The following is a 12,510-nucleotide window of genomic DNA, read 5'->3' on the forward strand; positions in this document are numbered from 1 at the left end:
CATCTTCTGACCCCCATCTTCCAGCCATTAATTATTGATAAAACTTTTTATTAAACTTTCTATTTCTTTTTTAGCTTCATCAAGATCGGAATTGATGACGATCCTGTCAAATTCACTGGCATAAGACATCTCTTCTTCAGCTTTTTCTACACGGGTTTTGATGGTTTCATCATCGTCCGTATTTCTTGAAATCAATCTTCGTTCCAGTTCTTCAATGGAAGGTGGTTCTATAAAAATAGACAACGCTTTTTCTCCAAAATATTTTTTCAGGGAAATTCCTCCTTTTACGTCTACATCAAAAATAACAACTTTTCCCTGATTCCAAATCTTTTCCACTTCAGATTTTAAAGTTCCGTAATATTTATCAGTGTATACTTCTTCATATTCTACAAAAGCATCTTCTGAAATTTTCTGTCTGAATTCATCAGGTGATAAAAAATGGTAATCTACTGCATGTACTTCACTTCCTCTTGGCTGTCTTGTAGTACATGAAATTGAAAACTCCAGTGTAGGGAAAGTTTCAAGAGAATGCTTTACCAATGTAGTTTTTCCGCTTCCAGACGGTGCTGAAAATATAATTACTTTATCCATATTTTTGAGTTTCGAGCTCCAGAGTCCGAGTTGCTTATCCCATCAATAATAATTGTGATCCCGCATCTCGTACCTGGTCGCTACAACACGTTTAACGTTTGTTCTTTAATTTTCTCCAAATCATCCTTCATCATCACTACCAGTTTCTGGATTTCGGCATGGTTGGCTTTAGAACCTAAAGTGTTGATCTCTCTTCCGATTTCCTGAGAAATAAAGCCCAGTTTTTTACCATTGAAAGATTCATTGTCCATTACTTCCTTGTAATATTTCAAATGCTGGGTCAGTCTTACTTTTTCCTCTGAAATGTCCAGTTTTTCTGTGAAGTAAGCCATTTCCTGATAGAAACGGGTTTCGTCCACATTTTCGAATTCTTTCAGAGTCTTTTGGTAACGTTCTTTTACACTCACGATTCTTTCTTCTTCAAAAGGAATCACTTCGCCCAGATATTTATCAATGTTTTGAATATTTCTGCTAAGCTCTTCATGTAAAATACTGCCTTCAGTTTTTCTGAATTCTTCAAATCGATCTACTGCAGCATGAACGATTTTTGCTAATGCTTCCCATTCGCCTTCTGTAAGCTCATCAGGTCTTGAGGTGATGGCATCCGGCAATCTTACTGCCATTTTCAGATATTCGAAATCAGGACCATCTGATGCAATATTTTTAAGTTCATTGATGTATGAATCAATTAAACCTTTATTAATTTTTACATCATTAGATTCTTCAAGATTTTCAAGATTGACATAGCAGTCAACTTTTCCACGGATAATTCTATCGTTAAGAATTTTTCTGATCTCAAATTCTTTTTCTTTGTAACGTAAAGGAATTTTGATATTTAAATCAAAGCTCTTGCTGTTCAGTGATTTAATATCTATTGTTATTTTTTTTCCTTCAAAAACACCTTCGGCCCTACCGAAGCCAGTCATTGATAAAATCATAGTTTTTTATTGTTCTACAAAGATAAACATTTAAATTAGCACAGTGAAATCTGTAAAAGATTCTATTTTACTGATAAAATAATGAATGTGCACTGATGAAAAATCTGATTTCTGTAGTAGGACCCACCGGAATAGGGAAGACAAAACTGGCAATTGATCTGGCAAAACATTTCAATACCGAAATTGTTTCCTGTGATTCCCGGCAGTTTTTCAAGGAAATGAAAATAGGAACAGCCGCACCATCTGAAGAAGAGTTGGCTGAAGCACCTCATCATTTTATTGGCAATCTTTCCGTTGAAGAATACTATTCAATTGGTCAATACGAAGAAGATGTCCTGAAAAAACTCACTGAACTTTTTCAAAAACATAACACCGTCATTCTTGTAGGAGGAAGTATGATGTATGAAAAAGCTGTGATTGAAGGGTTGAATGATCTGCCTGAAGCCAATGTTGAAAATCAGGAAAAGCTTCAGAAACTTATGGAAGAGGAAGGTGTTGAAAAACTTCAGGAAATTTTAAAAGAATTAGATTCCGAATATTTTGAAGTAGTCGATATTCACAATCACCGAAGACTTTTACGTGCTATTGATGTGATCTGGCAAACCGATAAAAAGTATTCTGAACAGATTGCTGTTTCTCAGGATTCCAGAGATTTTAACGTTATCAGAATTGGAATTGAAGCGCCAAGAGAAGAATTGTATGATAGAATCAACCGTAGAGTGGATATTATGATGGAAAAGGGTCTTTTGGATGAGGTAAAAGGTCTGGAGAAATTCAAAGGACTGACTGCTTTGAATACGGTTGGTTATACTGAATTATTCAAATATTTAGATGAAGAATGGGATCTTGATTTTGCTGTTTCTGAAATTAAAAAGAATAGCCGCAGATATGCTAAGCGTCAATTGACATGGTATAGAAAGGCTGATGATATTCATTATTTGCAGTTGGGATATTCTCAGCAGGATTATGAGGATTTGATTCTTTGGATTACTGAGCAGTTTCAGAAATAAATTTTTGAACTATTAAGATTATAAGAGGGTTAGAGGAGCCTGGCTTTAAGGAATACTGTTCTTAAAATCTATTGATTCGCATCGATGAAATTTAATTTCTTTAATCATTTAAAAATTGAAGACAGACATTGAGATTCCTCGGAATGACAAAGACTATATGTATTGTTTGTCATTCTGACGAAGGAAGAATCTTGTATATTGTTTCAGAGATTCTTCACTCCACGTTGTTCCGTTCAGAATGACAGCGTATAATTAGATGTCCTGGGGATAATCTAAAGCATAGAGTTTATGTTGATTTAATATAATTTAACAATAAAAAAATGCGGTTCTATAAAGAACCGCATGTCAAACAATATAATTTAATTTACTACTTCCAACCGCCACCCAGCGCTCTGTATAAATCTACAATGCTGCTTAATCTTTGTCTTTTAATGGAAGCAAGATTCAACTCTGCTTGAAGAGAATTTCCCTGTGCGGTAATCACTTCAAGATAATTGGTAGAACCTCCTCTGTAAAGAAGTTGTGCACTTTTAATTCCATCTTTCAATGTAGTGGACTGTTCTGCTGCTTTTTGTTCCTGGACTTTTAAATTTTCATTAGAAACTAAAGCGTCAGAAACTTCCCCTACTGCATTTAATACGGCTTGACGGAACGCCAATACATTTTTCTCTCTTTGAATTTTAGCTACCTCAAAATCGGTTTTTAATTGTCTTTTCTGGAAAATCGGCTGAGTAATTCCTCCTAAAACCGACCCAAATAATGATGCCGGAATCTGAAACCAGTTATCGAATTTAAATGAATTAACTCCGCCATTTGCTGTAATCTTTAAAGCAGGATACATATTGGCCTGGGCAATTCCTACCATGGCATTAGATTCCAGTAAAACCAATTCCTGCTGACGTACATCCGGTCTGCGGCTTACCATAGCTGCAGGAAGTCCTGCCATGATATTTTGAGGCAGAGAAGTATCAGACATCTCAATCGTTCTGTTGACTTTATTAGGCGTCTCACCTACCAGAATACTCAATGCATTTTCCTGAATCGCAATATTCTGTTCCAATTGAGAGATCAAAAGTTCAGTGGCTTGTTTCTGAGCAGTAGCCTGCTGAACTCCCAAAGAAGTGGTATCTCCACTTTCCCACATTTTTTGTGTAATTAATAGAGTATTACTGGTTAACTCCAGATTGGATTTGGCAATTGCCAGCTGTTTATCCAGCATCAGAAGATTGTAATATCCCTGGGCAATAGCGGCTACCACTTGAGTTTGAATAGCCTTTGAACCTTCATACGTTTGCAGATACTGCATTCTGGAAACTTCTTGCTGGTTTTTGATTTTCCCCCAGATATCGGCCTCCCATGAAAGATTGAAGGCTGCATTATAATCTTCAACATGGCTTTGACCTAAAAACAGGTTTAAGCTTTGTCCGTTCATACTGTTTTTAGATGGCTTAGAAATCTGAGCCGCTACTCCAAATCCAACATCCGGATATTGCATATATTTTGCCTGTTTCAGTTTTTCCTGTGAAGAAGCTACTTGTTTTAAGGCAATTTGAAGATCATAATTATTTTTAATTCCTTTTTCAATCAGACCTTGTAAAATAGGGTCATTGAAAAATTGTTTCCATTCCAGATTGGCAATACTTGCTGTATCAGCAGTGGCCGTGTACTGGAATTTTTCCGGTAGCGGAAGATCCGGCTCCGTGTATGCCAGTTTTGACACACACGAAACAGATCCTAAAGCTATGGCGAATGTTAATATAATATTTTTTAGTCTTTTCATAGTTTTTCTTTAATAGACTTTAATGGAGTACAAAACTTTAAGGGTTTTATTTTCCCACAGATTTCACAGATTTACACAGATGCTTTCAGGTGATAAAATCAAAGATTTTCAAAAAAACTTAAGTGTACTGCTTATGCAAAAGCTTTTGTAACTTTTGTGGTAATCTTATTTGAAAAATTTTATTTCCCACAGATTGCGCAGATTTACACAGATGCTTTCGGACAAGAAAATCAAAGATTTTCAAAAACTTATATGTACTTCTTATGCAATATATTTTTAACTTAAAATCACTTAAGTGTTTGAAATATTTTATGATTTATAAATTCCATTTTTTGTTACCATTTAATTAATGAGGAGTTGCCAGAAGTTCTTCTTCCATTTGCTTTTTCAGAAGTCTTTTCTTCTTTCTGCTTGGCATTTTTTCATGCAGATATTGGAAGACAACATACATCACAGGAATAATGAAAATTCCGAATACTACTCCTGTAAGCATTCCACCTACGGTACTATACCCAATAGAATGGTTTCCTTTTGCAGAAGCTCCCTGCGTCCAAACTAATGGAAGCATTCCTACGATGAAAGCAAAAGAAGTCATCAGGATGGGTCTTAGACGTAATCTTGAAGCCTGAAGTGCAGATTCAATCAATGATCTTCCTGCTTTTCTTCTCTGAACAGCAAATTCTACGATCAGGATGGCATTTTTTGCTAATAATCCCACCAACATGATTAATCCTACCTGTACATAAATATTGTTATCAATTCCTGCCAGACCTGTGAAGGCAAATACTCCGAATATTCCGGTTGGAATAGTTAAAATAATGGCAAACGGAAGAATATAACTTTCGTATTGAGCGGCTAACAGGAAATACACAAATAAAATACTTAGTAAGAAGATAAAAGTTGTTTGTCCTCCTGTTTTAATCTCCTCACGCGTAATTCCTGTCCATTCATATCCATAGCCTCTCGGAAGTGATTTCTGAGCAACTTCTTCTACAGCTTTAATGGCATCTCCGGTACTGTATCCCGGTTTTGGAGTACCATTAATAGTTACCGCATTGAAAAGGTTATTTCTCGTCACAGTTTCCGGCCCGAAGGTTCTTTTTAAGGTGACTAAAGTTTTAGCAGGAACCATTTCTCCAGATTTGTTTTTCACATAGATTCCCTCCAAAGAATTAATATCCGTACGGTAAGGAATATCTGCCTGAGCCATTACCCTATAGTATTTCCCGAATCTGTTGAAATCAGAAACGAAGCTACTTCCGTAGTAAATCTGCATGGTCTGCATTAATTCGGTGATAGAAACTCCTAACTGATTGGCTTTATCTGTATCTACATCAATGGTGTATTGTGGATTTCCGGCTGCATACGTTGTAAAGGCAAAGGCAATTTCCGGACGCTTCATTAATTCACCAATGAATTGTTGAGTCGTGGTTCCCAATTGCTCAAAAGATCCGTTGGTTTTATCCTGTAGCATAAATTCAAAACCGGACACGTTACCAAATCCCTGAATGGTAGGGAAATTGAAGAAGAAAGCATTAGCGTCTTTTACCTGGCTTACTTTTCCTGTTAATGCAGCAGCAATTTGATCCGGATCCTTCATTTCTCCACGTTGATCATAATCTTTAAGTTTGATAAAACCTGCAGAATATGGAGAAGTATTCGCATTACTGATGAAGTTCATTCCATCGGCTACCCAAAGGTGGTTGGTTGCTTTTTCTCCGTTAATGATTTTATCAATCTGTTCAGTCGCTCTGTGAGTCCTTTCCAATGAACTTCCCGGAGGAGTATTCACTGCATATAATACAAATCCCTGGTCTTCCGTTGGAATAAATCCTGATGGTGCTTTTTTAATCATAAAAATACTTGCTGCTGTGATGACAACAAGGCCTCCAATAGCTACCCATTTGTTTTTGATTAAAAACTTAAGACTGTAAATATATTTTTTGGTCATATTATTGAAGCTGGCATTAAATGCATTGAAAAACCTCGCTCCAAAACCTTTTTTGTGACCATGTTCACCGTGCTCTCCTTGAGGATCACTTAAGAAAAGGGCGCATAATGCTGGGCTTAACGTTAAAGCATTCACCGCCGAAATCATAATGGCAATGGCTAATGTAAAGGCGAACTGTCTGTAGAAAACTCCCGCAGGACCTTGCATAAAACCAACCGGAATAAATACTGCACACATCACCAATGTAATTGAAATAATGGCTCCGGAAATCTCACTCATAGAGTTCATGGTTGCGTGTTCCACAGGCATTCCTGTTTGTTCCATTTTAGAATGGACGGCTTCTACCACGACAATAGCATCATCTACCACAATACCGATGGCCAGAACCAATGCAAATAAAGTAAGCATGTTGATACTGAAATCAAATAACTGAAGGAAGAAGAATGTACCAATAATAGCGACAGGTACGGCAATGGCTGGGATTAAAGTAGATCTGAAATCCTGAAGGAAAATAAATACTACAATAAATACCAAAATAAATGCAATCACCAATGTTTCAACGACCTGATGAATAGAAGCATCAAGGAAATCTTTGGAGTTATACATGATAATTGGCTTCACTCCTTTAGGCAGGGTAGTGCTGAACTGGTCTACCTGTTTTTCAATCTCAGTAAGGATCTCATTCGCATTGGAACCAGCTGTTTGTAAAATAGCAAACCCTGAAACAGGCTTTCCATCCACTCTGTTGGCCGCTGTATAAGTATAAGATCCGAATTCTACTCTTGCAACATCTTTTAATCTTAAGAAAGAACCGTCACTATTCGCTTTGATGGCGATATTTTCATAGTCTTCATTCTTGTTTAGTTTTCCTTTATATTTAAGGATATATTCGTAAGTTTCCTTACTTCCCTGTCCAAGACGTCCCGGAGCAGCTTCAAGGTTATGATCTTTGATAGCGCCTAACACTTCCTGTGGAGAAAGGTTATTAGCAGCTAATCTGTCCGGTTTCAACCAGATTCTCATCGAATAATCTCTGGTTCCGAATACCTGTGCCTGTGCAACTCCCGGAATACGCTGTATCTGAGGAATGATGTTGATTTTTAGATAATTCTGCAAGAAAAGCTCATCATATTGTTTAGGATCATCACTCGTTAATCCCATAAACATAATCATACTGTTCTGAACTTTCTGAGTGGAAATTCCAGCTTGTACTACTTCCTGAGGAAGTTGGCTCATCGCTTTTGATACACGGTTTTGTACGTTTACGGCAGCATTATCGGGATCAGATCCTTGCTTAAAGAAAACGCTTAAGGTCATGGTACCGTCATTACTGGAGTTGGAAGTCATGTATGTCATGTTCTCCACTCCATTCACAGCTTCCTCAATAGGGGTTGCTACAGAACGTGCCACTACTTCAGCATTTGCTCCCGGATAAAAAGCCGTTACCTGGACACTCGGTGGAGCAATATCCGGAAAGAGGGCGATAGGCAAATTAAAGAGAGACAAAGCTCCCAATAATAAGAGTATTATGGAGATGACCGTGGAAAGGACCGGTCTTTCTATAAATTGTTTTAACATAAGAAGTTTATTTTTTTAATTTGCTTACACTTTTTTAACACTTAAGTTTTAAAGATTTTCAAATACTTATATGTACTTATCAGCATAATCAATTCAACTGTATATACTTATCTAAAAGCTTTTATGACTTTTGTGGTTAAAAAAGTTTAAACAGTTACAACGGCTTTGCTCTCAATAGGCTATCCGAAGAAATAGCTTTGGGTTTGATGGAGGCTCCGTCTTTCAGGTTTCCGATTCCGGTGTAGACAATTTTTTCTCCTGGTGAAAGTCCTTCAGAGATAAAGTAATAACTATCTGTTTTTCCTGAAATTTTAATAGGTTTTCCGGTTACCTTTTTATCATTGCCCATTACATAGACATACGTTTTATCCTGAATTTCGAAAGTAGATTCCTGTGGAATAACCACTGCATTTGAAATCAGTTGTGGCATACGTATTCTTCCTGTATTTCCGGTTCTCAGTGTTCCGTTGGTATTAGGAAAAACGGCACGTACGCTGATGGCTCCTGTTGTTTTGTCAAACTGTCCGTCTACAATGCTTAATCTTCCTTTTTCAGGATAAGTACTGTTGTCGGCAATAACCAAGTCTACCATAGGCATATTTTTTAACTTTTCCTCTAAAGTTGCGCCGGGATATTTATTCTGAAAAGCAATAAAATCAAGTTCACTTAAAGAGAAATAGGCATAAATTTCACTGATGTCTGATAGTAAAGTCAATGGATTAGGATCAGTTCTTGAGATCAGGCTTCCCTTTTTAAAAGGAATTCGTCCGATATATCCGCTTACGGGTGCTGTAATCGTAGTAAATCCTACATTGATTTTAGCACTGCCAACAGATGCTCTGGCCTGTGATGCGGCAGCTATAGCGGCTTCATAGTTGGCTTTTGCTGTTTTAAGCTGAACATCAGATACAACTTTTGCAGCAACTAAAGGCTGAAGTCTGTCCACTTCTACTTTTGCCTTTTGTATATTGGCGTTGGCAACCTGAAGATTAGCATTTGCCATATTCATCTGCTCGCCATAGCTTCTTGAATCTATTTTAAATAAAGGCTGTCCGGCTCTTACATACGCGCCTTCCTCTACATAAATTCTGTCCAGATATCCATCAACCTGAGATCTGATTTCCACATTGTTTTTCCCTTCTAAAGCAGTTGGGAATTCCTGATAGGTGGTAGCAGGAGAAGATATAACGGTATAAACCGGAAGTTCAGGAGCTGGAGGTGCAGTATTGGATCCTTCCGCAGCCTTGGTGCAGCTCTGTAAAAGAATTATACTTGATATAAGTACAATAAACCTTGTTTTTCCAGGTATGTTCATTGTTAATTTAATTTTTTAAATAAAGTGTTAGATTGAAGTAATGTTTCTTTTTAATAAATGCTGTTTTTTTTCCTAACAGTGTTAATGAATTGTTCAAAAAAAATTACAGATTTTTAATGTCCGATCAAGTCGATTGTTTCCATAATTGAAAATTGTTTTTAATGTTTAAGTATATGAAGATGTGAGGTGTAAATCATGTTAATTTTGCTAACGGTGTTAATTTAAAAAGAAAAAATAAGTACCTTTAACAATCGAATCGTGTAGAGTTTTACATAGATGTTTTTTTATTTTTAATAAGGTTTTAACAAATATTTTACATTAATCAAGTGTTAAATTTCCTAACGGCGTTAACTTTAGTTCAAAAAAATATTATAAAGACTTAATAAATGATGAAACAGTCTCATCCAAAGTCGATTTATTCATAGTAGATGGAATATCTCCTGTACGCATCATCATAATGGAAATCATCCCATGAACCGCTGAAAATAGGGCGTGAGACATATGACATGCATTATCTGTATTCGATCCGTTTTTTTCAATGATGTTATAGGTACATTCATAAATCAATTCCTGGAACGAAGAAAATTCTTTTTTCATCTGTCCTTTCCCACAACATTGCATTCCCAGCCCAAACATGAGTTGGTAATATTCCTTATTATTAAAAGCAAAGTTCCAATAAGCATCTACAAGAGCTATAAGCTGCTCTTCCGGAGTATCATATTGCTGTTGTGCTTTTAATAATTCTATGTGTAATTTGTGAAAGCCATCTAATGAAATTTCAAATAGAATAGCATCCTTGTTTTCGAAATAATCATACACCACTGGTGCGCTGTATTCAATAGCGTCTGCTATTTTACGCATAGATAGTGATGCCCAGCCTTCAGATTTCGCCAAAGTGAATGCCGCCTGCAAGATACTTGCACGTATGGATTCTTTTTCTCTTTGACGACGTTCATGTAAGCCCATGATATTCTTTTCTAACAGTGTTAGCAAAACTACTAACTTTTGAAGATATCTTCCAAACGATATTTTAAATTTAATGAAAAAATAAGGAATTTGAGATAGACCGGAAGCTGGAAGAATGGTTGCTGGAAGTAGTTTAAGTATATAATTAAAAAATTATTGTAATAATTAATAAGGTAAATAGCCTGAGTCAATAAATAGAATATGAGAATAGATATTTTATGGCTTCAATAAACTTCCATCTTCCAGCCTCCATCTTCCTTACCAATATAACCAAAGAAATTTTTATCTTTGTGAAACTAAAGAAAAAGGATATGAATACTCCCTCCAATATGTTGGCATTAGGTACAAAAGCTCCGTTTTTTGAGCTTCCGAACCCGTCAAAAACGAATGAACTTCAGTCTTTAGAAGAACTGAAAGGAGAAAAAGGAACGCTGGTTATCTTCATGTGCAACCACTGTCCGTTTGTTCTTCATGTAATTGATAAAATCAATGAATTGTATGAAGACTATAATGAAAAAGGAATTGAATTCATTGCGATCAATGCTAATGATATTGAAAAATATCCGGATGACTCTCCTGAAAAAATGATTGAGTTCCAAATCGAAAGAAACTTCGATTTCCCTTATTTATTTGATGAGAGCCAGGCTATTGCAAAAGCTTATGATGCAGAATGTACTCCTGATTTTTATTTCTTTGATGATAAATTAGACCTTGTATACAGAGGCCAGATGGATGATTCAAGACCTGGAAATAACAAAGATGTTACCGGAGAAGATTTGATTATTGCTTTTGAAAATCTTTTAGCTGGAGAATCTCAGGAAGAAATTCAGAGACCTAGTATGGGATGTAATATTAAATGGAAGTAATTTCCGGTTACGGTTCTTACTTGTTATAATATATGGCTGTTCTTTTTAGGACAGCTTTTTTGTTTCCCATAGATTGATTAGTAATCTCGCAGATTTAGGAGATCATGCAAATTTTTTCCTGGAGATAATCAATACTATAATATTCCTAACCGCAAGCATCTGTGCAAATCTGCGCAATCTGTGGGAAATAAAATTTTACAAATAAGATTACCACAAAAGTCACAAAAGATTTGAAATACTTAAATGATTTTAAGCTAAAAGTATATAGCATAAGAAGTACACATAAGTTTAGAAAATCTTTAATATCCTTATCCGCAAGCATCTGTGCAAATCTGCACAATCTGTGGGAAATAAAATTTTACAAATAAGATTACCACAAAAGTTACAAAAGATTTGAAATACTTAAATGATTTTAAGCTAAAAGTATATAGCATAAGAAGTACATATAAGTTTAGAAAATCTTTAATATCCTTATCCGCAAGCATCTGTGTAAATCTGCGCAATCTGTGGGAAATAAAACTTTACAAATAAGATTACCACAAAAGTCATAATCATCTGCAAAATTTGCGTGATCTGCGAGAAACTCAGACACTCACCTTATTATGAGCATAATCTTTAATGAACTCTGAAGGCGTTTTTCCTGTATACTTTTTAAACATCCTGTTGAAATAGGTTACATTATTGAAGCCACAACCGTAACTGCATTCTGAAATAGATTTATCCTGAGCCATCAGCAGACAGGCTTTATTGATGCGATATCGGTTTACAAATTCCGTAAAGGTGATCTGGGTTGCTTTTTTAAAAAAATTACAAAAGGCCGGTAAAGTCAGGTTTGCCAGTTTTGCGACATCTTCAATATTGATTTCCTTGTCGTAATGGTGTTCTACATAAGTGAAAATATTTTCAAGACGCGTTTTATTTTTTGAAATAATGGTGTAAGGCATAATTTCCTTATTCAAAAGGTCATAGTCTGTACACTTTGACAGTTCAAAAAGAATTTCCAACAGCAATAAATATCTTTTATAACCTTCTGATTCCAACATCAATTTTAATTTCGGAAGGAGAGCTTTCTTTACTTTATGATGAAAGTGAATGCCATATTTTGAAAGTTCAAGCAGATTTTTGATGGATCTGGCTTCCACTTCTTGTTGGGGAAACTGGAGAATTTCTTCTTTAAACTGAAGGACTATTTCTTCATGCGGATCAATAGAATTCAATCCAAATCCTGAATGGGGAATATTAGAACCGATCAGAACGAGATCTCCATGTGTATAATTGCTTTTATGATAGCCAACGTGACGGGTTCCGCTCCCGGAAATGACACATACCAGCTCAATTTCGGGATGATAATGGTACTCCCATTTGAATTCTGAAATAGGAGAGTTATTATGAATGGTACGAAAGGAGCTTTTCTCATTGGGAATTACTCTTTCAAAAGTAACTTTCATTTAATTAATCATATTTAATCACTAAAAATACTAATTATATTAATATTGTTCAAATATTGATTTATTG

At 35.8% G+C, this 12,510-nt stretch carries 9 protein-coding genes; 2 read left to right on the forward strand and 7 right to left on the reverse strand.

Annotation, left to right across the window (positions count from 1 at the left end; genetic code table 11):
- Positions 1–27: 27 nt before the first annotated feature.
- Positions 28–591, reverse strand: a complete 564-nt coding sequence (gmk, locus tag EG344_RS15185; protein ID WP_123910136.1) for a guanylate kinase — start codon at positions 589–591, stop codon at positions 28–30.
- Positions 592–671: 80 nt separating this feature from the next.
- Entirely contained in the window at positions 672–1,529 is an 858-nt protein-coding gene (locus EG344_RS15190) for a YicC family protein (protein ID WP_123910137.1), read from the reverse strand.
- 95 nt (positions 1,530–1,624) lie between these two features.
- Between EG344_RS15190 and miaA the strand changes: the two genes are divergently transcribed.
- Positions 1,625–2,539: a tRNA (adenosine(37)-N6)-dimethylallyltransferase MiaA gene (gene miaA, locus EG344_RS15195; RefSeq protein WP_123910138.1), complete on the forward strand. Its 915-nt coding sequence runs from the start codon at positions 1,625–1,627 to the stop codon at positions 2,537–2,539.
- A 367-nt stretch (positions 2,540–2,906) separates the two neighbouring features.
- Here miaA and EG344_RS15200 read toward each other — a convergent pair whose 3' ends face one another.
- From EG344_RS15200 to EG344_RS15215, 4 genes are all read right to left on the reverse strand, one after another.
- Complete coding sequence (locus tag EG344_RS15200) at positions 2,907–4,319, reverse strand: efflux transporter outer membrane subunit (protein ID WP_123910139.1); 1,413 nt, start codon at positions 4,317–4,319, stop codon at positions 2,907–2,909.
- A gap of 346 nt (positions 4,320–4,665) precedes the next feature.
- The gene (locus EG344_RS15205; RefSeq protein ID WP_123910140.1) at positions 4,666–7,848 is read right to left on the reverse strand and encodes an efflux RND transporter permease subunit; all 3,183 of its coding nucleotides are present in this window, start codon (positions 7,846–7,848) and stop codon (positions 4,666–4,668) included.
- 154 nt (positions 7,849–8,002) lie between these two features.
- Positions 8,003–9,163: an efflux RND transporter periplasmic adaptor subunit gene (locus tag EG344_RS15210; RefSeq protein WP_123910141.1), complete on the reverse strand. Its 1,161-nt coding sequence runs from the start codon at positions 9,161–9,163 to the stop codon at positions 8,003–8,005.
- Positions 9,164–9,532: 369 nt separating this feature from the next.
- Positions 9,533–10,129, reverse strand: a complete 597-nt coding sequence (locus EG344_RS15215; protein ID WP_123857560.1) for a TetR/AcrR family transcriptional regulator — start codon at positions 10,127–10,129, stop codon at positions 9,533–9,535.
- A gap of 311 nt (positions 10,130–10,440) precedes the next feature.
- Between EG344_RS15215 and EG344_RS15220 the strand changes: the two genes are divergently transcribed.
- A complete protein-coding gene (locus EG344_RS15220) occupies positions 10,441–10,995 on the forward strand; it encodes a thioredoxin family protein (RefSeq protein WP_123911830.1) in 555 nt (184 codons plus the stop codon).
- 584 nt (positions 10,996–11,579) lie between these two features.
- Here EG344_RS15220 and EG344_RS15225 read toward each other — a convergent pair.
- The gene (locus tag EG344_RS15225; RefSeq protein WP_123910142.1) at positions 11,580–12,443 is read right to left on the reverse strand and encodes an AraC family transcriptional regulator; all 864 of its coding nucleotides are present in this window, start codon (positions 12,441–12,443) and stop codon (positions 11,580–11,582) included.
- Between the last annotated feature and the right edge of the window lie 67 nt (positions 12,444–12,510).

This window comes from Chryseobacterium sp. G0162, assembly GCF_003815715.1.
Lineage (GTDB): Bacteria > Bacteroidota > Bacteroidia > Flavobacteriales > Weeksellaceae > Chryseobacterium.

Bases quoted from the DNA above. Each gene is read 5' to 3' on its own strand.
- EG344_RS15200 (WP_123910139.1), bottom strand. From the start codon at position 4,319: ATGAAAAGACTAAAAAATATTATATTAACATTCGCCATAGCTTTAGGA.
- EG344_RS15215 (WP_123857560.1), bottom strand. From the start codon at position 10,129: ATGGGCTTACATGAACGTCGTCAAAGAGAAAAAGAATCCATACGTGCA.
- EG344_RS15220 (WP_123911830.1), top strand. From the start codon at position 10,441: ATGAATACTCCCTCCAATATGTTGGCATTAGGTACAAAAGCTCCGTTT.
- EG344_RS15225 (WP_123910142.1), bottom strand. From the start codon at position 12,443: ATGAAAGTTACTTTTGAAAGAGTAATTCCCAATGAGAAAAGCTCCTTT.
- miaA (WP_123910138.1), top strand. From the start codon at position 1,625: ATGAAAAATCTGATTTCTGTAGTAGGACCCACCGGAATAGGGAAGACA.
- EG344_RS15210 (WP_123910141.1), bottom strand. From the start codon at position 9,163: ATGAACATACCTGGAAAAACAAGGTTTATTGTACTTATATCAAGTATA.
- EG344_RS15190 (WP_123910137.1), bottom strand. From the start codon at position 1,529: ATGATTTTATCAATGACTGGCTTCGGTAGGGCCGAAGGTGTTTTTGAA.
- gmk (WP_123910136.1), bottom strand. From the start codon at position 591: ATGGATAAAGTAATTATATTTTCAGCACCGTCTGGAAGCGGAAAAACT.
- EG344_RS15205 (WP_123910140.1), bottom strand. From the start codon at position 7,848: ATGTTAAAACAATTTATAGAAAGACCGGTCCTTTCCACGGTCATCTCC.